Raw genomic sequence first — 22,622 nt, 5'->3', positions numbered from 1 at the left:
TATAACCTCAATACATTCATATTCGTATCAACGCCTAAAAGAAAAGGCTTGAGATACAATCGTTATAGCATGTTATGACAGGCTACTCATTATATTCCTGATTGAGAATAACAGATAGCTCGTTGGCAGCTTCTTGCATGACAGGCACATAGCTCAGTAGCTCATCCAAAGATTTTCTGACGGTAGGGCTATGAGTAAATACTGTAGCAAATGCGGGCTGTTCACCATTCGGAATCGGGACAGCACAGGCGACCATACCAGGAATAAACTCTTCATTATCTGTCCCTATCTGTGTCTTACGTACTTCAGCAATGGACGTCATGAGTTGTTTTTTATCAGTCTGAGTATGGGTCGTGAGCGCCTGTAACGATAGTTTTTCTACAATACGCTCGCACTTATTGTCTGCCAACTGCGTCAACAATAATTTGCCACTGGCACAGGCCCAGATAGGTATATTGGTTCCGGTAGGTAACTGTATTTGGACAGGCCAGTCAGATATCACACGATCGATATATACCACTTCTAAGTCTTGCAACACTGCAATCCCTACCGACTCACCAATTTTGGCTGAAAGCTGTTGTAATATCGCCAACCTTTCCGCTTTAAAAGGACTGTTTTTCCACAGGTCTAAAGCTAGGTCATGCGTTCTTTTTCCGCAGGTTACTTTTCCATGCAAATCTAATTGGACAAATTGAAGCGGTTGTAGCTGATTTAACAATCGGTACATACTAGGTACAGGGATGTCCAATGTTTCTGCTAAGTCAATAACGCCCATAGGCTTAGCAGATTTGGCCAATACTTCTACGATTTGCAAAACTCGCTCGACGCTTGAGCCCTTTTTTTTGACATTATTCATAGTTCAATTTGCATCCTTAACTGTGCGTTCAAGAAGATCACTCATCATGTTCATCACATATTTCTGTATTCATATCTTGTCATATCGAAGGTGTTCTGATAAGTTACATAACGATAATCATAGTTCTCGATATATGAAATAAAATTATAAATAGCCATACCAATATAAAACAAATCATAAACTTTTATCTGCTAAAAATAATAAAGCGTAAGAGGTTGTAATAATGTTAGATTTAGCAAATATGACGCCGACAGAGGTCAGAGCGTTAATCAGTAAAAATAAACTTAACAAGCCGACTTCTGGCATGTGTAAAGGTCACATACAAGCAAACTTAGTCATAGTGCCCAAAAATTTGGCCTATGATTTTTTATTGTTTGCACAAAGAAACCCAAAGGCTTGTCCTATTTTAGATGTAACAGATGTCGGTAGCGCAGAGCCACGTCTCATGGCAAAAGGCGCAGACTTGAGATCTGATGTCCCAAAGTATCGGATATACAAATTTGGCGAATTAGTGGCTGAAGTGTCAGATCTAAAAGACTACTGGAGAGAGGATTTGGTCTGCTTTCTTTTAGGATGCAGTTTTTCCTTTGAGTCTGCCATGCTAAATGCGTCTATTCCTATCAGACATATCGAAGACAATCACAATGTGCCAATGTATATCACAAACATAGAGACTGAGCCTGCAGGACAGTTTCATGGGAAAATGGTGGTTAGCATGCGGCCAATACCTTATCCATTAATCACCAGAGCCGTCCAAGCCACCTCTCGATTTCCGCAAGTCCACGGCGCGCCTATTCATATCGGAGACCCTAGTGTCATCGGTATAACCGACATTCATGCGCCTGATTTTGGTGATGCATCCATCATAAAAGAAGGCGAAGTCCCTGTATTTTGGGCTTGCGGTGTGACGCCGCAAAGTATCGCTATGACTAGTAAGCCAGAGCTGATGATAACGCATTCACCAGGACATATGTTTATCTGCGACCCAAGAGATGAAGACTTGGCAGTTCTATAATTTCTGATGACAACAGCACTTTTAATACGCATAGAGATAATTAATTTCAAACTATTATTTTAATAAGCCAATCAATAAATTGTCACATATCGTTCAACAATCACACTTTACATACATCACTAGGTACGAATTTTTTATAAAAAATAATTGTTCACTTTCACTCTAACGGAATAGCCAATCATATGAATATCAATTTCACGGATCTTGAAAAACTGATCAAACTTGCAGAATGCGCCGATATAAAATCTTTAGAAGTCACTGATGGTGATGCACGTATTTCTATCGTTTGCCAGTCTGACGACAACCAAAGTAGCGGCAATCATATCGCTAATACTCGCAACCCAAGGGCGTCTCATTCAGAGCCTCAAATCGAAACTACTCAAAATAGTACGGATAATAATACCAATGTAGACAGTGATCGTAGTGATGAAACTGTGACTACAGAGGTGGAGAAATCCCAAGTGATAGCGCCTATGCTAGGTACGTTTTATCTTCGCTCTGAGCCGACAGCAGAAGTGTTTTTTCAGGTAGGAGATAAGGTAGAAGTAGGGCAGACACTATGCATCATTGAAGCCATGAAAATGATGTATGAGGTCAAAGCAGAAACTGCGTGTACGCTTAAAGAGATTTTGGTCGATGAAGGTGATGTCGTAGAGTATGCCCAGCCCTTATTTGTTATAGAGCCAAACAGTTAAAGCCACTCAATAGCCGCTCAATATTGTATAGACGCTGCACAAACACTGTATTTGACACTATATTTTTAAGGGAATAAACATGTTCACAAAAATCTTAATTGCCAATCGTGGCGAGATTGCTCTACGTATTATCCGAGCTTGCAAACAGCTAGGCATCCAATCAGTCATTGCCCATTCTGAATCAGACAAAGATTCGTTACCCGTGCGCCTAGCCGATGAAGCAGTATGCATCGGGCCTGCCAATGCCACGCACAGTTATCTTAACCAACGAGCGATTGTGTCTGCTGCAAAGCTTACCAACGCACAAGCTATTCATCCAGGCTATGGCTTTTTGTCTGAAAACGCTGACTTTGCAGCCTTGATTGAAGATTCAGGTCTCACATTTATTGGTCCAACGGCTGACAATATCAGAAACATGGGCGACAAGGTTGAAGCCAAAAAACAAATGAAGATGGCTGGCGTGCCTTGTGTACCTGGATCGAATGGCGCATTGCCTGCTGATTCAGAGCAAGTTATCAAGATTGCCAATGAGGTCGGTTATCCAGTCATTATCAAGGCGGCAAGCGGCGGCGGTGGGCGCGGGATGCGTGTGGTCGAAAAAGAAGCCGACTTACTCTCTGCGATTTCTATGACGCAAACAGAGGCCAAAGCCAATTTTGGTAGCGCCATTGTTTATCTTGAAAAATACCTACAAGCACCGCGTCATATCGAAGTGCAAGTCATGTCTGATACTCATGGTAATGCTATTTATTTAGGCGAGCGTGATTGCTCTATGCAGCGTCGTCATCAAAAAGTCATTGAAGAAGCGCCAGCACCTGGTATTACTGAAGAGCAGCGTCAGAAAATCGGTCAAGCATGTGTCACAGCTTGCGAGCAAATGCAGTATAGAGGCGCAGGCACGTTTGAGTTTTTATATGAAAACGGTGAATTCTTCTTTATCGAGATGAATACCCGTGTGCAAGTTGAGCACACCATCACTGAGATGGTGACGGGCGTGGATATTGTGCAAGAACAAATCAGAGTGGCTGCCGGACTCACGTTAGCATACAAGCAAAGTGATATCGCCATTACCGGACACGCTTTTGAGTGCCGTATTAATGCTGAAAACGCGCAGACATTTTTGCCAAATGCTGGACGCATAGACTACTGCCACATGCCAGCAGGGTTTGGTATCAGAGTGGATAGCCATGCTGAGTCGAACTACACCGTGCCGCCATCTTATGACAGTTTGATTGCCAAGATATGTGTACAAGATCGTTCAAGAGAAAAAGCGATAGAAAAAATGCGTGCGGCATTATCAGAAGCGCAAATCACCGGTATTGATACCAATATTGGTCTGCATCAGCGACTCTTTGAGGATAAGGTGTTTTGTGAAGGTCAAATGAGCATCCATTATCTAGAACAGTGGATACAAGACAATATATAAATCAGTTCTTGTCTGCAAAAATGAAAACCAAATCTGACATTAGCGTCAGAAGCGTCAGAATCAGAATATAGTCGGTTCAATATAATTTGGATACAAGGAAGGCGAGTGAAAGTACTACAAGTCGTAGACTAAGCGAGCCTGACACCGTATCCAATTTATAGAGGATTTGACTGTAGTAGATAAAAATAATGGAGCACGTGCTAATGGAACTACAATGGCAACTATGCAGTGAAACCAATCTCGCGTTGTTTTTCCCTAAACCGATCACCTTAGAAAAACAACAAAAGTGCTGGGCTTTATCAGACAGCATCCAGAAAATGCCAGAAGTCATCGAAGTGGTGATTGGTATGAATACGCTCAGTGTATTCATCGTGCCATTAACTTGGGCTGAGCTTACTACCTTTAAAGATAAGCTGTCAGATTTGCTCAATGACATCCCTTCAAAAACCATCCATGGCAAGCACGTCGAGATACCCGTGCATTACGGTGGAAAATATGGCCCCGATCTAGCGGCCATGGCGAATGAGCTAAATCTCTCAGTTGAAGCCGTTGTCGAGCTACATACCAAAGCCACTTATACCGTTTACTTTATCGGTTTTCAGCCAGGATTTCCTTATCTTGGCGGCTTGTCTGAGTCGCTGTATTTCCCAAGACACGCCATCCCTAGAACTCAAGTACCCGCAGGCTCAGTGGGTATCGGCGGTGAGCAGACAGGGGTATACCCTTTTGAGTCTCCAGGCGGTTGGCAGTTACTCGGCCAGACGGATACTGCTTTATTTGATTTAACCAAGTCTTCTCCGACGTTGCTTAACGCAGGCGATACTTTGACATTTAAAGCGATTGATATTCATCAATAAGCGATAAATAAAAGATGCATGAATCAAAAAGACAAAAAAACAGGTGGTATCAATGAAAATTTTAACCGCAAGTGCCCTTGCCAGTATTCAAGATTCGGGACGACTGGGTTACCGCAGTATGGGTGTGGGTAGAAATGGCGTGATGGACAACTGGGCGCTACAAGCTGGCAATGCTTTGATGAAAAACGAAGTCAACGAACCCGCTATTGAAATAGCACTAGGTGAGCTAACCATACAGTTTGAAGAAAGCGTCAGCTTTTGCTTAACAGGCGCTTTATACGAGGCCTATCTAGACGATAAGCGCATTCCTTGTTATTGGCGTATCAATGCAACAGCTGGGCAAACGCTCAAACTTTTGCGCCCGCTACAAGGCATGTATACCTATTTATGTGTGCATGGCGGCTTTGATATCGAGCCAGTATTGCAGTCAGTCAGCACCAATCTCAAAGCAGGGTTTGGCGGATTTGAAGGCAGATATTTAAAAGCCGATGACAGCTTAACGGTAAAATCTGAATCCAGCCTGCCTGTCATTGGGGTAGCCCGTCTTGCACCAACCGAGGTTATTCGAGTGATAAAAAGCAGTGAATATGACTGCTTCACTGAGTCGTCTAAACAAGCGTTTGAGACCCAGCCATGGAAACTACAAACCAGTAGCAACCGTATGGGTTACCGCTTAGAAGGAGCTACAGCGCTTGAATTTAGTAAGCCTGTAGAAATGAGCTCACATGGTGTTGATATTGGTATGATTCAGGTGCCACCACAAGGACAACCGATTGTCTTAATGGCAGATGGGCAGACGACGGGTGGCTACCCTAAAATCGCAACCGTGATTCAAGCAGACATAGGTCTGATGGCACAGATTAGATTTGGCAAAGCCTGTCAGTTCGTCGTTGTGTCATTAGAGCAAGCGTTAAAGGAACAGCAAAACAGACAACACTATATCGATCAAATAAAGGAGTATGCCAATGAAAATTGATTTAAATGCTGATGTGGCTGAAGGCTGCGGGCAAGACGATAAGTTATTGACGATAGTCAGCTCAGCGAATGTCTGCTGCGGCTTGCACGCTGGGTCTTATAGCGAGATGCTAGCAACTTTGCAATTGGCAAAAGCAAACAACGTGAGCGTAGGCGCACATCCTGGTCTAAACGATAGAGAAAACTTTGGCCGTATCCATCAGCCATTAAGCGAATCTGAGTATCGTGCTTTATTGGCATATCAGTTGGGCGCAACCAAAGCGCTTTGTGACTTGGTTGGTGTGTCATTAGACTATGTAAAACCGCATGGTGCGTTGTACAACCAAGCCGCTATTGATGAAGATTTATCAGACATTTTGGCCAGTGAAATCAAACGATTTGATCCAAATCTAAAAGTCATGGGTCTGTCTGGTGGTTATCTGGTTAAAGCAGCCAAAAAGCAGGGTTTAGCCTCGATATCAGAAGTGTTTGCCGATAGGAACTATGAAAAAGACGGCTCATTGGTCTCCCGCACTAAAGACAATGCCTTAATCACCGACACAGACGAGGCCGTTAAACATGTATTACAAATGGTCACTGAAGGGACAGTCACCAGTGTCTGCGGTCAAACCGTACCCGTAGAGGCGCAAAGTATCTGCCTACATGGGGATGGCGAACACGCTATTTTATTTGCGCAAGAAATAAAGAAACAACTAGAGCTCAAAGGTATCACTATCTCTGCCCACTAAATATCCGTTTCCTAATCATTTGATTAAATAATCCCCTATAGAACAAGGATGTTTATGAGCACTATAAAAAAACACAATACCGCCATTTTAGGCGCGGCCTTCCTGATGGCTACATCAGCAGTAGGGCCAGGGTTTTTGACCCAAACGGCCACATTCACCGAAAGCCTAATGGCAAGTTTCGGTTTCGTTATCTTAATCTCTATTATTATGGACATCGGTGTCCAGCTTAACGTTTGGCGAGTAGTCGCTGTCTCCAAAAAGCGTGCACAGGAAATCGCCAACTTGGTGTTCCCTGGTGTCGGTTACTTGCTCGCTTTCTTAATCATTGCGGGTGGTCTGGCTTTCAATATTGGTAATATTGGCGGTGCCGGACTTGGCATGCAGTCCATGTTCAACATGTCGCCCATCACAGGCGCCCTAATCAGTGGTGTGATTGCCGTCGCCATATTTCTAGGCCGAGAAACGGGTCCTATGATGGATAAGTTCGCTCAGTTAATGGGCTTTATCCTGATTGTATTGGTCATTTATGTGGTCTTTAAATCTGATCCGCCATTAGCAGAAGCTGTCAGTAAAACGATCATGCCTGACAAAATTGATGCAGTGGCTATCGTAACGTTAGTCGGCGGTACGGTTGGCGGTTATATTACTTTTTCAGGTGCGCATCGCTTATTAGAAGCAGGCGTCAGCGGAGAAGAGAATTTAAAATCAGTAACCAGAAGCTCGGTCTCTGGTATTTTGATTGCCTCTGTTATTCGCGTATTTTTATTCCTTGCCGTATTAGGCGTGGTATCTCAAGGCTTTGCATTGGATCCTGCCAACCCAGCCATGTCGCCGTTTCAGTACATTTTAGGAAACGCAGGTAAAGTTATTTTTGGTATGGTGATTTGGGCTGCGTCTGTGACCTCGGTGATTGGTGCTGCTTATACCTCTGTGTCTTTTATGACCAACTTTCATCCGTTCATTGAGACTTATAAACGCTACTTCATTATTGGTTTCATCGTTATCTCAACGTTGGTGTTTGCCACTATCGGTAAACCGGCTCAAGTATTGGTATTGGTTGGTACATTAAATGGCTTAGTGCTACCTATCGCCATGGTCATCATTCTGATTGCCGCCTACAGAAAAAATATCGTTGGCAATTATAAGCATCCGATTTGGATTGCGGCATTTGGTTGGTTAATCGCCATCGTGATGAGTATCCTAAGTGTCATGACCATTGCTAAATATCTGGGCATGAGTTAAAAAATTAAGTTAAGGAATGTATTATGGATATAGAGCAAATAACACGTGTGGTCAAACTGATTGAAAGCAGTCAGCTGCAAGAAGTCACGATTGCAGACAACGGGCAGTCTATTAGGGTGGTTAACAATCTAGGTGCGCAGAATAATGTGAGCGCTAGTCCTATAGAGGCCACGCCTACTCATGAGCCTGAACAGCAGGGTAACGATGTCTTGCAAGTAGGTGCCACCTATGTAGGGCAGGTATACTTAAGTGAAGACGATGCAACAGACAACTTGATCAAAGAAGGCGACCACATTCAAAAAGGTCAAACCGTTTGCTTCATTGATGAGTTGACCCGTTTGCAGCCAGTGATTAGTAATAAAGAAGGTGTTGTCACGGCTGTCTTGGTTGAAAGTGGCCAGAACGTTGAATACGGACAGCCTATTTTTGAGTTAGCTCGTAGTTAAAGACCGTTAAAGTAGTTTTGGTTAAATCAAAATATAAACCCTTTAAGCATCATCTGTCGCTTAAGGGGTTTTTTATGTGCTGAGTATTTGTATTAGCCTCATCATGTATTTCGTGCATCTGATATAAGCTATTTGCTCTGTCCTAGATCTTCTGGAATGATACAATTCGGTGATGCTCTTAAAAGGCCACTGGTGCACTCTGCATTGGTATGATTCCGACTACCAAATTAAATATACTGATCTTTGCCTAAATTTTAAGTCATAACAAACAAATTAACTACGCTCTTGAAAGACCAGACGCAGTAAGGCTTCACTGGTTTTTGAGGCGTTATATTAAGAAGGTAACTCATGAGCACAGAACTAGAGAGTAGATTGGTATTTATTGATACTTCTGCGTATGAAAGCAAAAATTACCAATTTAATGAACATGCGTTAGGCAAGCTTTGTAATTTTCTTGAATCTGAAAGGCTTCATCTCCTTATTACTCAAATTACTATTGATGAAATAAAAGCTCATTTGTCATTAAAATCGGAAGAATCAGCAAGAGCTATAAAGAAAATACAAAGAGACGCAATGTTCTTAAGAAATGCTCCTGCTCTTGCTTGTTACGGAATTTTTGAGAAAGTCAAAGCCGAAGAGATTTACCAAATTGCTTTAGCAAGTTTTGAAGAGTTTCTCGGTAAGAGTTCAGCTGAAATTGTTGACATAAAAAATGTTGATGCTTCGATTGTTTTCGATAAATATTTTAAATCAGAGCCCCCTTTTGGAGGAGCAAATAAAAAATCTGAATTTCCTGATGCCTTTGTTCTCGAAGCTGTAGCTAAAGTAAGTAGAGATAGGGGGCACCCTTTATATATTATCAGCGATGATAGTGATATGGAAAAATATGCGGACACTTTAGATAATTTGATTCACTTAAAGAGAGTTGATGAGCTTTTAGATTTAGTTGTTCGTAAAGAAGAAGAGTTGAAAGAACCTGTCAAATTTGCAGATAGTATTCTTGAGCAACTGGAAGAAGGGTTAATTGAAAATGCCAAAGAGAAAATTGGTTTATCAGAATTCTATTCAGACGATATGAATGAATTTGACGATGAAATATACCAAATAGATATTGAGTCAGTTTGTATAAGCCACAAGAATATAATTTCGGTGTCAGATAAGAATGTTGAGTATGAAATAGATTTTGAGGTTGTTCTAAAGGCTTATTATTCAATTGCTGATTACGGTCGCTCACCGTGGGATCCTGAAGATAGAGTTTATATGTTTGTACTGCGTAACGATATTGTGAAAAAACATACTGAAGTTTTTTCAGCCTATGTCAGTATTGATTACATGGATGGAATAAGAGCTAATGCTGAAATTTTAGAACTAGAATTTACTGAATCAGTATTTGAACTAAATGAAGATAATAGTGAAATAATCAGCGTGAAACATTTAGATTTAAGTGGTGAATAAAAACTTACTTAAGTGAAGTCGTGATATAACAATAGGTTAAAGTTCCGATCATCTGCTTTGGCACTGAGCTGACTATCAACACTTGAAAATCATGAATATTTACTTCTATTCTAGTTATGTAAAACAGCGTAGCCTGACATTTTAATGCCTTCTAAATTAGAAGGTGCTCGTTAAAAGCTCTATTTAGCTTGCCCAAGATCATCCAGAATAGCGCAGTCTGCATTATCATCGCCTGCGCAATGATCAAAAGAATTCTGTAGCGAGTCGACCATCTCTTGCAATTGAGCGATTTTTTGGTTTAACGTTTCAATATGCTCTTGTGTCAGTTGCTTAACATCCGCGCTCTGACGATTGGCATTTTTACGCAAATACAGTAACTCTTTCATTTGCTTGGATGAGAACCCCAAGTCACGAGAATGTCTCAAAAAGCATAAGTCGTCTATATCGTCTTTAGAATACAAGCGATAACCTGAGTTCGAACGATTGACTGTTTCTAGCAAGCCAATCTGCTCATAGTAGCGAATCATTTTGGTAGAGATACCTGATTGCTTTGATGCTTGACCAATATTCATATTTCTCCTCCTAACCTAAAAAGGGACTTAAACAACAAAAGGGTTTAAATAATCTATGTATTTAAACCCTATATGGATATCCTTTACGATTCTATATTCACTCTGTAATGACAGGTGCTTTAAAGTACTTGAGGCGTAACGCATTACCCAATACGAAAACAGAAGAGAGTGCCATAGCGCCTGCCGCAAAAATGGGTGAGAGCAGGATACCAAATGCGGGATACAAGACACCTGCGGCAATCGGGATCAAAGCAACATTATAAATAAACGCCCAAGCCAGATTTTGTCTGATATTGCTGATGGTGGCTTTGCTCAAGGCAATCGCAGTAGGCACACCTTGCAGACTACCTGACATTAGCACCACTTCAGCTGCCTCAATCGCCACGTCTGTGCCTGTGCCAATGGCCAAGCCAACATCGGATTGAGCCAATGCAGGGGCATCATTGATACCGTCACCAACAAATGCCACTCGGCCATATTGTTCTTGCAACTGGCGTATCGCATCTACCTTGCCTTCGGGCAACACTTCTGCCACTACCTGATCAATACTTAATGTTGCAGCAATCGCTTGGGCGGTATGGCGATTATCGCCTGTAATCATGGCCACTTTTAAGCCCAACTGATGCAGTGCGGCGATGGCGGTATGAGTCGTCTCTTTAATAGGATCTGCAACGGCGATGATAGCGGCCAACTGCTGATCAATAGATACATAGAGTGGGGTTTTACCTTCTTGCCCCAAACGTAGCGCATCCTGTTCAAAAGGCGCAACATCAAGCCCCAATTGTTGCATGTAACGATCCGCGCCAATATGAATCACTTGTCTTGCCACGTTTGCTTGAATACCCAAACCTGTCATCGCCTCAAAGTCAGTGATAGGAAGCAGTTGAATATTCTGTTGCTCCGCAGCTTGAACAATGGCTAAGGCAATTGGATGCTCAGATTTTGCTTCAACCGATGCCACCACACATAGGACTTGTTCTTTCTCAAACCCTTGTTGGACTTGAAAATCTGTCAATGTAGATTTGCCTTCAGTCAATGTACCTGTTTTATCAACGGCAACCACGCTCACATCCTGAAGCATTTGTAGCGCTTCACCTTTACGAAATAGCACACCCAATTCTGCACCGCGACCCGTACCGACCATAATAGAGGTGGGAGTGGCTAATCCCATTGCACAAGGGCAGGCCACAATGAGCACGGCAACCGCATTGATTAAACCAAAGGTTAAGGCAGGGTCAGGGCCAAAAATCAACCAAACTATGAAGGTTAATGCTGATAAAAACATCACCGCTGGTACAAACCACATAGTGACTTTATCCACCAATGCTTGAATCGGTAATTTAGAGCCTTGGGCTTGTTCTACCATACGAATGATTTGCGCTAATACAGAATCTTCACCAATGGCCGTTGCCCGAATATTCACGGTGCCGTTTTGATTGATAGTACCGCCGACCACTTGATCGCCTGCTTGTTTTTTCACAGGAACAGGTTCACCAGTGATCATAGATTCATCAATATAACTGTGACCGTCAACGACTTCGCCATCGATAGGCACACGCTCGCCTGGACGAATCTCAACTATCATTTTTGCGGTGACGTCTTCTACAGGGACTTCAATGACTTTGCCATCTTTGTGTACACGGGCGGTCTTTGCCTGCATGCCTACTAAATGCTGAATGGCTTGAGAAGTACGACCTTTAGCCTTTGCTTCAAAATAACGACCTAATAATATCAAGCTTACAATCATGGCAGCAGCTTCGTAATAGACGTGCACCGTGCCTTCAGGTAGCGCTTGCGGGATAAAGGTCGCTATTAGAGAGAACCCATATGCTGCGATGGTACCAATCGCCACTAGCGAATTCATATCTGGCGCAAAACGCAATAGGGCTGGCACGCCTTTTTGATAAAAGCGTCGGCCTGGAAAGAGTAGTACCAATGTGGTCAAAACAAACTGTATCAGCCAACTTTGCTGAGTGCCGAGGTTATTCACCACCCACATATGAAAGGCAGGAATCATATGCGAGCCCATTGCTAGAATGAATACAGGAAGTGACAACAGCGCAGAAAGTCCCAAATCCCGTTTAAGCTGATTTTGCTCCGAGGCTTTTTTATCCTGCCGGTCACTTTGGTCTTGTTCTACCAGTTTGGCCTCGTAGCCCGCTTTTTTAACGGCCTCAATTAAGTCGCTCGTTTGTATTTGAGCATCGCCTTTAATCCAAGCGCGTTCAGTCGCAAGGTTTACAGTAGCTTGTTGCACGCCAGCGACTTTGGCCAAGGATTTTTCTACTCGTCCAACACACGATGCACAGCTCATGCCTTCTATAGATAGCTCGATAGGCTTGGTTTCAGTCACTTTATAGCCTGCACGCTCTACCGCTTTGTTTAACTGGGCGATATCTACAGGCTGAGATGAGTAAACAGTCGCCTGTTCAGTGGCAAGATTTACCTCGGCTTTTTCAACGTGCTCAATGTTTTTTAATTGTTTTTCGATACGCCCAACACAAGACGCGCAACTCATGCCTTCAATGCTCAGCACTTCTTGATAAATAGGGGCTTTAGTATTTTTTGTTTTCATAACAACCTCTGTCGTTTTAATCTATAGTGACAGCATATAGGTTGACATCATGGTAAGGTCAAGCGTATTTCTTTGAATATTTTTAAACCCGTTTATAGTAGCGTCTTATATTCGTTGTTAAGCTTAAAATAGCTCGATTATGGTTTATTGTTGAAGGTGTGGCGGCATTAATTCTAAAATAGGGCAGGATAAATGACTGATAATAAGATAAACTGCCCAGCGAGCGCTGATAGGGTTCGATAACTCTCGATAGCTCTCGATCAATTCACTGTATTTGGCTGCTAGCGAATAAAACACCAATAATAAACGCGGCTAGCAATGACAGAGTACGCCGTCAATAGCAGGTGATATCAGCACCGTTAACACAAAACATTTATACAAGACCATTGATATTAAGGCACATCACTATGGAAGAAGTACCAAATACGATAGAACAAAGACCCGTATTCATGCCCAAAGTCAACAGTGACAATTTGGTAAAAACGGATATGGTTATGTTTGAGCGACATGTGGGATTTGCAACCAGACAAAAGAAAAAATCCATCAATGACCTACAACAAGTCATTCGCAAAAAGTATGGATTTAAGCAAGTACTCGAGCTCTCTAGCAAGTCTGGCAATAAGCTAAGTTTTCCGCTAAGCCCTTTCAGCTTACAGATTACGGATGAGCATGATGGCAATCCATATAGTGTCGAAAATGCTTTTCAAGCCAGTATGGTCTTTGAAGATGGTGGTCCTTATACAGATTTGCTAACAGTAGCGCCAAGACAAGCCAGAAAAGATGAGCGACTCACAACCTCAGGTGAGCTCATTGGCTATAATTATTTTGGTATGGAGTGGGGCGTAGAGCCGTTAACAACATTTTATGATTGGCTATACGTGAATGCGCTCAAGCAAAACCCTCAGCTGCATGAGGAAGTGATTCAATATCAGGGATTTACTGATATTACCTTTAATCCTAAAAAATCTATCCATAGTGCGGCGTATGCGTTGGCGCTGTTTGTGGCACTGCATAAAAGAGAATTGCTCGATAATGTTGAAGACCCAATGGCATTCTATGACTTATGCAATAATTTTAAAATCAGCAATACTGAGCACCTATTAGAAGAAGGTTGGATCTGATCGTCAAATCAGACCGCTTAAGTTTGCTTGAACCAAAAGCCACGATACATGATGTATCGTGGCTTTTTTATGTCTCTATGTTTAGAGCTATATATTCTCATCCCAGTACGGCGGCGTACCATAGTAGTTGGTCATAAAGTCGATAAAGCATCTGACTTTGTGAGGTAGTAGTTTTCTATGGGCGTAGACGGCATACAAGCCTAAAGGGCTAGGTTCATATTCTGGCAATACTACGACCAACTTGCCCGTACTCAACGCTTCGCTAGCAATAAAAGTCGGTTGTAATATCAATCCTCCGCCTGCAATAGCTGCTTCAACGAGTACGTCGCCATTATTACTATGAAAAACGCTACGTTCTTTGAATTGTTTGGTCTTTAGATATTTGTAGATTTGACCCTTAGTTTCGACATTCATATAGCTATAATGCAAATAGCGATGCGACTCTAAATCCTCAAGTTGCTTAGGTGTACCATGAGCTTTGAGGTACTCGGGCGAGGCGCATAACACCACGCGAATCGGAGCAATCTGCTTGGCGATAAGCGACGAGCTTTGGAGCTGTCCGATACGCAGGGCAATATCAAACCCTTCTTCAACGATATCTACTTTTCGATCACTCAACTGCAGATCAACGGTAACTGAGGGGTAGCGCGCCTGAAAATCAGTGATGAGTTTTGCCATATGCTTTAAGGCAAAGGACACGGGCGCACTGATTCGCAAGACGCCTTTAGGATGCTGCTGTAAGCCGCCTAACTGCGATGCCATCTCATCAATACTCAATAAAATCTGCTGCGCGTGCGTAAAGTATTGACTGCCAGCTTCTGTCAGGCTGACTTTGCGTGTAGTGCGGTTGAGCAGGCGAGTATGTAGTTCCTCCTCTAGCTTTGCTACATACTTGCTTACTAGCTGCGGCGAGAGCTGCATCGTAATAGCCGCTTTACTAAAGCTGCCTTCTGTCACTACCGCGACAAAAGCACGCATGGCATCGATTCTATCCATATCTGTCCCTATAATTCTCTCGATATCAAATTCATTATAAACATTATGTTGATAATTATTCAATATAACTGAGCTTACTCTTTTATAGCGTTGATAGTAAAGTGTGCCTATATCATTTTCGACACTATTTATTCTAATCATACGTTATGGAGTAAGCATCAATGAAATCATCACTATTAGATACTATTTTGACATCAAAAGCTGGAGCAGCGGCCTTAGTGCTTCGGGTACCCGTTGGCCTGATTTTAGCAGCCCATGGCGCCCAAAAGTTGTTTGGTTGGTTTGGTGGCAATGGATTGGCAGGCACTGCCCAGTGGTTAAGCAGTATGGGTATGGAGCCGGGTTATTTGATGGCGATACTAGCAGGCGGTGCTGAGTTCTTCGGTGGTCTGGCTCTAGTGTTAGGTTTGCTAACCAGACCAGCTGCTTTAGCCGCAGCTTTTACCATGTTGGTGGCTATTTTTTCTGTCCATATCAGTAATGGGCTGTTCGCTGATAATGGTGGTTATGAATATGCATTAACATTGATGGTAGCTACGCTTGCCCTAGCTATTCAAGGTGGCGGCTCCCTCAGTATGGATAAAGTATTATCAGAAAAATTAGGCTAGGTTTTATAGTTGTAAATGGGGTCATTCAATTTTAGTGAATAAAGCCACTTGAAAATAGCCATTTAAGACAAGCAACAAGGGGAAAGCCATGACAACACTTTTATCTAATGAGCCAGTCAGCCAGCCTGTACTGTTTATACCGCATGGTGCAGGGCCTTGTTTTTTTATGGATTGGCAACCAGCAGATACATGGTATGAGATGGCAACGTTTTTAAAGAGCATTTCTGCTCATTTGCCTGAGCGACCAAAGGCTATCTTAATCATTAGTGCGCATTGGCAGACGGCTGAATTTAGTATTACTTCTAGTAAACAACCTAATCTCATTTATGATTATTATGGCTTTCCTGAGCATACTTATAGTTTGAGTTATCCAGCCTCAGGCGCGCCAGCATTTGCGGAGCAAGTCAGTAGTCTATTGACAGAGGCAGGGGTAGGTAATCAACAAGATGCGGAGCGCGGTTTTGATCATGGGGTATTTATACCGCTTAAGCTAATGTTCCCTGAGGCGGATATTCCAGTGGTCCAACTATCCTTGCGTCATGATTTAGACCCACAAGCGCATTTGGCTGCTGGTCAAGCGTTGGCATTACTGCGTACAGAGGGTGTACTAATCGTCGGTAGCGGCATGAGCTTTCATAATATGCGCGGTTATGGCGATACCAGTTTTACTGAACCATCAGAGCATTTTGATGAATGGCTAACGAATACTGTAGAATCAGCAGATTCGGATAAACGACTCACGGCCTTGGCCAATTGGAAAAATGCTCCTCACGCGCTTGACTCACATCCGTTAGAGGCAGAGGAGCATTTGTTACCGCTTATGATAGCGGTGGGTGCAGCAGGACGTGACAAAGGGCAAAAGATTTACTCCCAGCAAGTGCTAAAAACGCAATTGTCTGCCTTTCAGTTTGGGTAAGTATTCTAAAAAGCATAGATCACAGTGTTTCAGCGTAATTGTCAAAAATAAAACAACCTTTGAATCTCAGAATCAAAGGTTGTTTTATGTTAATAGAGCAGTTATTAACAGTATATCAAATAAGAGATGTTATCTCTTATTTGATATATTTTGCCACTACATTATTTCCGTCAAGCTCAAGTTTAAAAATGTTCGATGTCGTTTCAAAGTTGGCTATAGCTAAGTTAATTATTATAGATTTCGTAATTGCTCGATTAACCAACGATGTATGCCACTGTCAGCAGTACGTGGATGCCATGCTGCGATGACCTTAAAAGTAGGCGGCAATGCTTCCACCTTAAGTTCTTTGACCTTACTGCTCGGCAGTAACCGCGAAGGATAAAACGCAATCATATCGGTCGTGTGCAAAATATCTGGTACGGCCGAAAAGCTCGGAACTGACATCACAATATTTCGTTTTAGACCTCTTTCTGAAAACCATTGATCATGAGAGCCTCGTAAATTAGCCCGCGAGGGTGACACTACTAGCTGCGGGTGTGCGGCAATTTGTGCCAGTGTAAATACCTCTGTGGCAAAGGTGTTTTCACAACCCGTCACGCATAAATGTTGCTCTTCAAATAAAGTCACATACGATAAGTTATCGGGGATAAATTCAGGGAAGGTAATCAACAAATCAAGCTCGCCTGCTGCAATCAGCTGATTGATATTGTCTGAGGCAAAATCACGTACGATTAACTTCAAATCTGGTGCGTCGCGTCGCGTAATATTAAACAATTGCGGTAATAATGCCTGCGTCGCATAGTCAGTCGCACTAATCGTAAATATGCCTTTGTATGTGTGCGGCATAAAAATCTCTGGCTCTAACAAATCTTCCAACTGCTTTAATATATGGTCAATAGGTTGCTGCATCGATAGCGCTTTTGGTGTTGCCACCATGCTATTGCCTTGACGAATAAACAAACGATCATCAAACACCTCACGTAACTTACGCAACTGCTCACTAATGGCTTGTTGGGTCAGCCCCATTTTGCGTGCGACTTGCGACAAGTTTTTTAGATCAAGCAGCGCCTGCAATACTCTAAGTTGCTTGATATCGAGCCGATTCATACCATTCATAATTTCATACCATTAATAATTGTATCTTAAACAAGAAACGGTTGTTTCTAATTGTACCTGCAAAACGCTATGCTGACCAACATTGCTTAAGTAGCCACTAAATGAGCTATTAAGCATTAAAACAGGCTCAATACATTCAATAATAAGCCGTCAGCTGCTTTAAAAGAGACATCTATGACACAAGCCATTCTAAATACAAATACATTATTTTCCTCTGTAGAACTTGGGCCTTATACGCTAAAAAACCGCATCGTAATGCCGCCGTTGACACGCTCTCGTAGTACGCAACCTGACAATATCCCTAATGACTTAATGGCCAGCTATTATGCACAGCGTGCGTCAGCAGGCTTTATGGTGACGGAAGGTACGCAGATTGAGCCAAGAGGTCAAGGTTATGCTTGGACGCCAGGTATTCATTCACCAGACCAAGTGGAAGGCTGGAAAAAAGTCACGCAAGCAGTACATGACAAAGGCGGTATTATTTTTGCTCAGCTTTGGCATGTTGGGCGTGTGTCTCATACTAGTTTGCAGCCGCAAGGTGCTCAGCCTGTAGGCCCATCAGCGATCGCTGCTGACAATGTAAAAGTCTTTATTGAAACAGGTCCAGGTGCAGGTGCATTGGCTGATCCAAGTGAGCCACGCGCCCTCAGTACCGATGAAGTTGGTGAGCTGGTAACGATGTATGCGACAGCTGCGCGCAATGCATTGGAGGCAGGTTTTGATGGGGTAGAGCTGCATTGTGCCAATGGTTATTTGGTCAATCAGTTTATCTCTGAGCATAGCAACACCCGTAATGATCAATATGGTGGGTCGTTGACCAATCGTTTGCGCTTCTTAAAAGAGATAATAGCCGCTGTCAGTGATGTGGTCGGTGCTGATCGTTTAGGCGTGCGTTTTGCGCCTTTGTTTGCGAGTACGGATGAGACACGCGTGTATTTAGGATTGGTAGAGTCAGATCCTCATCATACGTATATTGAAGCGATTAAAGTCCTTGAGCAAGCAGGCATTGCTTATTTGTCCATTGCAGAAGCTGATTGGGACAATGCGCCTGATTTACCAGACACTTTCTATCAAGCAGTCAGAGAAGAATTTTCAGGCCGTATTATTTATGCTGGCAAGTACACGGTACAAAAAGCTGTGAACATTTTAGAAAAAGGCTACGGTGATTTATTCGCGTTTGGTCGTCCTTTTATCGCTAATCCAGATCTACCTGAGCGTATCGCCAATACCTGGCCATTGAATGAAGTAGATCCTACCACGATGTATGGTGGTACCGATGTTGGCTATAGTGATTATCCTCGCTATCAAGAATAGCGAAGCACTTAAACAATGAATAAGATAAGGCCATTAATGGCCTTATTTCTATTTATAAATTTAACGCTTTTATATAAGCAGAGGCTTAATTATCAGTCGGTATCATACAATGAATAAAAATTCCAAAGACAGACTTATACGCATATTGATAGGATATGTCGGACTTTATCCAACGCTCCTAATTGTATTGACGTTATTGAAGCCTGTGACCCAAGGATTAAGCCTGCCAGTGGTGGTATTAATTGAAACGATAATACTTGTTCCACTGACACAGTTGGTGTCTTTCCCACTAGCAGGCTGGGTCATTGAGCGTCTGAGCAGAAAAGAGTGATCACTTTTCGCAGCGTTCACTGGTACACCATTCTCTTATTCAAGCTCATCAATCAACTGCTTCATTTCATCAATTTCACGCTTTTGGGCTTTTATAATATCATCAGCAAGCTGCTGCACACGCGGATCTTCAATATCAGCACGACTACTGGTGAGAATGGCAATCGAGTGATGCGGTATCATCGCCTGCATCCAATCGACTTGATCGACAGTTGCTTGAGATCTAACGCCCCAGATACCAACTGCAAACATCAATACACTTAGACCATAGATCATTAAATTGACCTTGGTCTTTTTATACATATTGGTCATAAATGCCAACATGACGACTGCCATACCGGCACCCATGTAGAGTGCTATATAAGCTCGGGTTTCACTAAAGTAAATGTGATCCCATTGGTAGGTATTGAAGTACATCATGATATACATGATGACAGTCGATGTCAGAATCATTAAGGTGAATTTTACATAAGGGTTCATATTTTTTTGCTTAGCAGCTTCCATGATATGACCTCCATTGTTTTGTTAAATTAAAATGGGTAGACAGTTAAAACCAGAATTTAACCCCCGCAGTCAAACTACTGCTATCAACCGATTCATTTTCTTGACGTCGTTGACCACGAGCTTTGCCAAGCGCTGTCTCATAACTAACACCCACATAAGGAGCTAGCTGGCGACTGAACGTCTCGTAAGTCAGTCTGACCTCAGTTTCCATCTCATTAAAGCCCTTGGTAATACCATTATCATGGTCATCTTTACTAAAGGCAGTCAATCCAACCTCCGGTATGACAACCCAATGCTGATCTAAACGCCATTCGTACTCTGCGCCCAAATCAAGACGAAGTTGACCATCGGTATATAAGTAGGCTCTCGCATCCGTTTCGATAAAATACGGCGCGGTGCCTACAATGCCTGCCATAAGGGCAGCGTTATCGTTTTCAGTATCGTAAGCGACACCAGCTTCACCATTCCAGAAAATGCTCAGTGGTTTCCAATAAGCAAGGGAGCTTAAGCTATCGATTTCTTTATTATCTTTAGTCTGAGCACTACCTTCCGTGCGTAGTCTTATACGATTGCTATCAGTACCGTACCAACCCGTCGCCTCGAAGTTGATTTGATCTTCATCAAACTGATAGCCCAAGTCGTCTACTGACACTCCCCATAATGGCATGCTGCCCATCATCATTGGCTTACCATACTGTCCGTAGGGAACCCCATTTGAATAGTCTGGACTGCGAGCATCGGCTGGTGGCTGCCCACCTTGCATACCAGACATATCCATGCCACTGTGATCCATACCAGACATATCGCCTGACATATCCATGCCACTGTGATCCATACCAGACATATCGCCTGACATATCCATGCCACTGTGATCCATATCAGATATATCGCCCGACATATCCATACCACTATGATCCATATCAGACATATCGCCTGACATGTCCATGCCGCTGTGATCCATACCAGACATATCGCCTGACATATCCATGCCGCTGTGATCCATACCAGACATATCCATGCCACTATGATCCATACTCGACATCTCAGCAGCTGTTGCAAAAGAGCATGTGAGCAAGACTAGCGATGACAAACCAATGAATGACAGATTTTTCTTAGATATTTTCATAATAAGCCTCATATTCGAAGGTTTGTTAAACGACGGCAACTTCTCGGAACATGCCAGCTTCCATGTGATACAGCAGATGACAGTGCCATGCCCATCGTCCAACTTCTCCCGTCACATCGAAGCTAATCTTTTGCGCTGGCTGAACCACAATCGTGTGTTTACGTACCTGAAAGTCTCCAGATGGCGTGCGCAAGTCACTCCACATACCATGCAGATGCATAGGATGATTCATCATAGTGTCATTGACTAAGGTAATACGTACGCGTTCGTTTGGCTTGATATTGACAGGCGTTGCATCCTTAAACATGACACCATCTAAGGCCCAAATATAGCGCTCCATGTTACCAGTCAGATGTATTTCAATCTCTCTAGTAGGCTTGCGCTGCTCTGCAAATATAGCCTCATCCACGGAACGTAATTGGTCATAAGTCAAGACCTTTCTATCAATATTGCGCAGGTTAATACCAGGATCATCGAGGTTCATACGTGGATTGTCGACACGCATATCAGATTTAAAGTCATATTCGGTCTTAGCGTGTTTTGCTTTGTAGCCTTTATCACCCATCGCACCCATCATATCTGCCATGGTTAGCCATTCGATCTTGTCCATAGCAGGTATGGCAGCTCGTGCGCCTTTTTTAGTTGCAAGTGTGGTCGCGACATAGCCCGAACGATCGATATTTTGGGCAAATATCGTATGTGCGTCTTGAGTAGGCGTGACGATGACATCATAGGTCTCAGCCACGCCAATGCGGAAATCATCAATCGCAACGGGTGCGACATCAATACCATCTGTTGCTACCACAGTCATTTTGAGACCCAGTATACGCACATCGAATATCGTCTGTGCTGAAGCATTGATAAAGCGTAATTTAACGGGCTGTCCTGCTTTTACTAGTTGTGTCCAATTAGCCGCTGTGGTTTTACCGTTCATTAAATAGGTAAAGGTCTTTTCGCCAGATAAATCAGTAAAATCCGTCGGCATCATGCGCATCTGATTCCACATTTTGCGCTTGTCATAAGCGGCTTCTAGATCTGTTGCTGCGATATCAGACAATAGTTTTTTGAAGTCTGGCAGATGATAATTATCAAAGTCAGCGCGCTGTTTGAGCAGCTTCAAGAGATTGTGCGGATCGCGGTGTGTCCAATCACTGAGCACGATTACATGGTCTTCTGCGACTGGATGACGCTCACGGCCTTTTGGCTCAATAACGATAGCACCGAGCATACCGGTTTGCTCTTGAAAGCCACTGTGTGAGTGATACCAATAGGTGCCTGATTGTTTAAGTTTGAATTTATAGGTAAAGGTGCTGTTCGCGGGAATGCCATCAAAACTGATACCTGGTACGCCATCCATCTCAAAAGGTACGAGCAAGCCATGCCAATGGATAGAGGTTGACTCATTCATCTGGTTATGAACACGAATAGTTACGGTATCGCCTTCACGCATCTTTAGCGTTGGTGCTGGTAGCGAGTCATTAATCAGTGTTGCCATACTCGACTTGCCATTGACAGTGACGGGCTTCTTGCTGACATACAAATCAAACTCATTCCCAGTTAAGATAGGTACGATATGGTCGGCTTTATCACTGTTGACGGCTACATTCTGCTGGCCTTTTCCTAGCGCACTATTGGCAATAGACGGCAGCGTAGATAGCATGGATGCCCCTAACAAAGTAGAAGATCCTGTTAAGAAACGCCTGCGATTGAACATATTCTTGTTCATAATAATTTACCTAACTTAATCCG

General features: G+C 42.9%; 22 protein-coding genes. 14 read left to right on the top strand and 8 right to left on the bottom strand.

Features of this window, described 5'->3' with window-relative positions; translation table 11 throughout:
• Positions 1 to 82: 82 nt before the first annotated feature.
• Positions 83 to 856 carry an IclR family transcriptional regulator gene (locus JMX96_RS00110; protein WP_201566490.1) on the bottom strand — a complete coding sequence of 258 codons (774 nt, stop codon included), beginning with the start codon at positions 854 to 856 and terminating at the stop codon, positions 83 to 85.
• A 223-nt stretch (positions 857 to 1,079) separates the two neighbouring features.
• Here JMX96_RS00110 and JMX96_RS00105 point away from each other — a divergent pair, with 223 nt between their 5' ends.
• The 9 genes from JMX96_RS00105 to JMX96_RS00065 all read left to right on the top strand — a co-directional run bounded on the left by JMX96_RS00105 (position 1,080) and on the right by JMX96_RS00065 (position 9,695).
• Positions 1,080 to 1,871, top strand: a complete 792-nt coding sequence (locus tag JMX96_RS00105) for a putative hydro-lyase (protein ID WP_201566489.1) — start codon at positions 1,080 to 1,082, stop codon at positions 1,869 to 1,871.
• 182 nt (positions 1,872 to 2,053) lie between these two features.
• Entirely contained in the window at positions 2,054 to 2,566 is a 513-nt protein-coding gene (gene accB, locus JMX96_RS00100; RefSeq protein WP_201566487.1) for an acetyl-CoA carboxylase biotin carboxyl carrier protein, read from the top strand.
• Positions 2,567 to 2,645: 79 nt separating this feature from the next.
• A complete protein-coding gene (gene accC, locus JMX96_RS00095; protein ID WP_201566485.1) occupies positions 2,646 to 3,992 on the top strand; it encodes an acetyl-CoA carboxylase biotin carboxylase subunit in 1,347 nt (448 codons plus the stop codon).
• 203 nt (positions 3,993 to 4,195) lie between these two features.
• Positions 4,196 to 4,849 (top strand): 5-oxoprolinase subunit PxpB, encoded by a 654-nt coding sequence (pxpB, locus tag JMX96_RS00090; protein ID WP_201566483.1) that lies wholly within the window; start codon positions 4,196 to 4,198, stop codon positions 4,847 to 4,849.
• 52 nt (positions 4,850 to 4,901) lie between these two features.
• The gene (locus JMX96_RS00085) at positions 4,902 to 5,825 is read left to right on the top strand and encodes a biotin-dependent carboxyltransferase family protein (protein ID WP_201566480.1); all 924 of its coding nucleotides are present in this window, start codon (positions 4,902 to 4,904) and stop codon (positions 5,823 to 5,825) included.
• Entirely contained in the window at positions 5,815 to 6,552 is a 738-nt protein-coding gene (gene pxpA / locus JMX96_RS00080) for a 5-oxoprolinase subunit PxpA (RefSeq protein WP_201566478.1), read from the top strand. Before JMX96_RS00085 ends, pxpA begins: the two co-directional genes overlap by 11 nt.
• 54 nt (positions 6,553 to 6,606) lie before the next feature.
• Positions 6,607 to 7,794 (top strand): NRAMP family divalent metal transporter, encoded by a 1,188-nt coding sequence (locus tag JMX96_RS00075; RefSeq protein ID WP_201566476.1) that lies wholly within the window; start codon positions 6,607 to 6,609, stop codon positions 7,792 to 7,794.
• Between the two features lie 23 nt (positions 7,795 to 7,817).
• Positions 7,818 to 8,240, top strand: coding sequence for an acetyl-CoA carboxylase biotin carboxyl carrier protein (locus JMX96_RS00070; RefSeq protein ID WP_201566474.1), 423 nt, complete (start codon positions 7,818 to 7,820; stop codon positions 8,238 to 8,240).
• A gap of 348 nt (positions 8,241 to 8,588) precedes the next feature.
• Positions 8,589 to 9,695 (top strand): PIN domain-containing protein, encoded by a 1,107-nt coding sequence (locus tag JMX96_RS00065; RefSeq protein ID WP_201566472.1) that lies wholly within the window; start codon positions 8,589 to 8,591, stop codon positions 9,693 to 9,695.
• Between the two features lie 179 nt (positions 9,696 to 9,874).
• Here the strand turns inward: JMX96_RS00065 and cueR are convergent, their stop codons facing one another.
• The gene (cueR, locus tag JMX96_RS00060; protein ID WP_201566470.1) at positions 9,875 to 10,267 is read right to left on the bottom strand and encodes a Cu(I)-responsive transcriptional regulator; all 393 of its coding nucleotides are present in this window, start codon (positions 10,265 to 10,267) and stop codon (positions 9,875 to 9,877) included.
• Between the two features lie 97 nt (positions 10,268 to 10,364).
• A complete protein-coding gene (locus tag JMX96_RS00055; RefSeq protein WP_201566468.1) occupies positions 10,365 to 12,842 on the bottom strand; it encodes a heavy metal translocating P-type ATPase in 2,478 nt (825 codons plus the stop codon).
• Positions 12,843 to 13,249: 407 nt separating this feature from the next.
• On the opposite strand from JMX96_RS00055, the gene JMX96_RS00050 reads away from it, so the two are divergent.
• Positions 13,250 to 13,963 (top strand): DUF6977 family protein, encoded by a 714-nt coding sequence (locus JMX96_RS00050; protein ID WP_201566466.1) that lies wholly within the window; start codon positions 13,250 to 13,252, stop codon positions 13,961 to 13,963.
• An 87-nt stretch (positions 13,964 to 14,050) separates the two neighbouring features.
• On the opposite strand, the gene JMX96_RS00045 is transcribed toward JMX96_RS00050, so the two are convergent.
• A complete protein-coding gene (locus tag JMX96_RS00045; RefSeq protein WP_201566464.1) occupies positions 14,051 to 14,959 on the bottom strand; it encodes a LysR family transcriptional regulator in 909 nt (302 codons plus the stop codon).
• 161 nt (positions 14,960 to 15,120) lie between these two features.
• Here JMX96_RS00045 and JMX96_RS00040 point away from each other — a divergent pair, with 161 nt between their 5' ends.
• Positions 15,121 to 15,567, top strand: a complete 447-nt coding sequence (locus JMX96_RS00040) for a DoxX family protein (protein ID WP_201566462.1) — start codon at positions 15,121 to 15,123, stop codon at positions 15,565 to 15,567.
• An 88-nt stretch (positions 15,568 to 15,655) separates the two neighbouring features.
• Positions 15,656 to 16,483 carry a DODA-type extradiol aromatic ring-opening family dioxygenase gene (locus tag JMX96_RS00035; RefSeq protein ID WP_201566461.1) on the top strand — a complete coding sequence of 276 codons (828 nt, stop codon included), beginning with the start codon at positions 15,656 to 15,658 and terminating at the stop codon, positions 16,481 to 16,483.
• 231 nt (positions 16,484 to 16,714) lie between these two features.
• Here the strand turns inward: JMX96_RS00035 and JMX96_RS00030 are convergent, their stop codons facing one another.
• Positions 16,715 to 17,599 carry a LysR family transcriptional regulator gene (locus tag JMX96_RS00030; RefSeq protein WP_201566459.1) on the bottom strand — a complete coding sequence of 295 codons (885 nt, stop codon included), beginning with the start codon at positions 17,597 to 17,599 and terminating at the stop codon, positions 16,715 to 16,717.
• Positions 17,600 to 17,773: 174 nt separating this feature from the next.
• Between JMX96_RS00030 and JMX96_RS00025 the strand changes: the two genes are divergently transcribed.
• Together JMX96_RS00025 and JMX96_RS00020 are read left to right on the top strand one after the other, a co-directional pair.
• On the top strand, positions 17,774 to 18,913 hold the full coding sequence (locus tag JMX96_RS00025) for an alkene reductase (RefSeq protein WP_201566457.1): 1,140 nt from the start codon (positions 17,774 to 17,776) through the stop codon (positions 18,911 to 18,913).
• A 109-nt stretch (positions 18,914 to 19,022) separates the two neighbouring features.
• Positions 19,023 to 19,244, top strand: a complete 222-nt coding sequence (locus tag JMX96_RS00020; RefSeq protein WP_201566455.1) for a hypothetical protein — start codon at positions 19,023 to 19,025, stop codon at positions 19,242 to 19,244.
• A 35-nt stretch (positions 19,245 to 19,279) separates the two neighbouring features.
• Here JMX96_RS00020 and JMX96_RS00015 read toward each other — a convergent pair whose 3' ends face one another.
• The 3 genes from JMX96_RS00015 to JMX96_RS00005 are packed head-to-tail and all read right to left on the bottom strand — an operon-like array spanning position 19,280 to position 22,599.
• Positions 19,280 to 19,747, bottom strand: coding sequence for a DUF305 domain-containing protein (locus JMX96_RS00015; RefSeq protein ID WP_227676832.1), 468 nt, complete (start codon positions 19,745 to 19,747; stop codon positions 19,280 to 19,282).
• A gap of 43 nt (positions 19,748 to 19,790) precedes the next feature.
• Positions 19,791 to 20,873, bottom strand: coding sequence for a copper resistance protein B (locus JMX96_RS00010; RefSeq protein WP_201566453.1), 1,083 nt, complete (start codon positions 20,871 to 20,873; stop codon positions 19,791 to 19,793).
• Positions 20,874 to 20,898: 25 nt separating this feature from the next.
• Positions 20,899 to 22,599 carry a copper resistance system multicopper oxidase gene (locus JMX96_RS00005; protein WP_201566452.1) on the bottom strand — a complete coding sequence of 567 codons (1,701 nt, stop codon included), beginning with the start codon at positions 22,597 to 22,599 and terminating at the stop codon, positions 20,899 to 20,901.
• Positions 22,600 to 22,622: the final 23 nt, after the last annotated feature.

It is taken from the genome of Psychrobacter sp. JCM 18900, assembly GCF_904846625.1.
Taxonomy (GTDB): domain Bacteria; phylum Pseudomonadota; class Gammaproteobacteria; order Pseudomonadales; family Moraxellaceae; genus Psychrobacter.
This window is presented reverse-complemented; position numbering and strand designations above follow the sequence as displayed.

Bases quoted from the DNA above. Each gene is read 5' to 3' on its own strand.
- JMX96_RS00105 (WP_201566489.1), top strand. From the start codon at position 1,080: ATGTTAGATTTAGCAAATATGACGCCGACAGAGGTCAGAGCGTTAATC.
- accB (WP_201566487.1), top strand. From the start codon at position 2,054: ATGAATATCAATTTCACGGATCTTGAAAAACTGATCAAACTTGCAGAA.
- JMX96_RS00035 (WP_201566461.1), top strand. From the start codon at position 15,656: ATGACAACACTTTTATCTAATGAGCCAGTCAGCCAGCCTGTACTGTTT.
- JMX96_RS00075 (WP_201566476.1), top strand. From the start codon at position 6,607: ATGAGCACTATAAAAAAACACAATACCGCCATTTTAGGCGCGGCCTTC.
- JMX96_RS00045 (WP_201566464.1), bottom strand. From the start codon at position 14,959: ATGGATAGAATCGATGCCATGCGTGCTTTTGTCGCGGTAGTGACAGAA.
- JMX96_RS00010 (WP_201566453.1), bottom strand. From the start codon at position 20,873: ATGAAAATATCTAAGAAAAATCTGTCATTCATTGGTTTGTCATCGCTA.
- JMX96_RS00070 (WP_201566474.1), top strand. From the start codon at position 7,818: ATGGATATAGAGCAAATAACACGTGTGGTCAAACTGATTGAAAGCAGT.
- JMX96_RS00050 (WP_201566466.1), top strand. From the start codon at position 13,250: ATGGAAGAAGTACCAAATACGATAGAACAAAGACCCGTATTCATGCCC.
- JMX96_RS00040 (WP_201566462.1), top strand. From the start codon at position 15,121: ATGAAATCATCACTATTAGATACTATTTTGACATCAAAAGCTGGAGCA.
- accC (WP_201566485.1), top strand. From the start codon at position 2,646: ATGTTCACAAAAATCTTAATTGCCAATCGTGGCGAGATTGCTCTACGT.
- JMX96_RS00015 (WP_227676832.1), bottom strand. From the start codon at position 19,747: ATGGAAGCTGCTAAGCAAAAAAATATGAACCCTTATGTAAAATTCACC.
- pxpA (WP_201566478.1), top strand. From the start codon at position 5,815: ATGAAAATTGATTTAAATGCTGATGTGGCTGAAGGCTGCGGGCAAGAC.
- JMX96_RS00005 (WP_201566452.1), bottom strand. From the start codon at position 22,599: ATGAACAAGAATATGTTCAATCGCAGGCGTTTCTTAACAGGATCTTCT.
- JMX96_RS00065 (WP_201566472.1), top strand. From the start codon at position 8,589: ATGAGCACAGAACTAGAGAGTAGATTGGTATTTATTGATACTTCTGCG.
- JMX96_RS00085 (WP_201566480.1), top strand. From the start codon at position 4,902: ATGAAAATTTTAACCGCAAGTGCCCTTGCCAGTATTCAAGATTCGGGA.
- JMX96_RS00055 (WP_201566468.1), bottom strand. From the start codon at position 12,842: ATGAAAACAAAAAATACTAAAGCCCCTATTTATCAAGAAGTGCTGAGC.
- cueR (WP_201566470.1), bottom strand. From the start codon at position 10,267: ATGAATATTGGTCAAGCATCAAAGCAATCAGGTATCTCTACCAAAATG.
- JMX96_RS00110 (WP_201566490.1), bottom strand. From the start codon at position 856: ATGAATAATGTCAAAAAAAAGGGCTCAAGCGTCGAGCGAGTTTTGCAA.
- JMX96_RS00020 (WP_201566455.1), top strand. From the start codon at position 19,023: ATGAATAAAAATTCCAAAGACAGACTTATACGCATATTGATAGGATAT.
- JMX96_RS00025 (WP_201566457.1), top strand. From the start codon at position 17,774: ATGACACAAGCCATTCTAAATACAAATACATTATTTTCCTCTGTAGAA.
- JMX96_RS00030 (WP_201566459.1), bottom strand. From the start codon at position 17,599: ATGAATGGTATGAATCGGCTCGATATCAAGCAACTTAGAGTATTGCAG.
- pxpB (WP_201566483.1), top strand. From the start codon at position 4,196: ATGGAACTACAATGGCAACTATGCAGTGAAACCAATCTCGCGTTGTTT.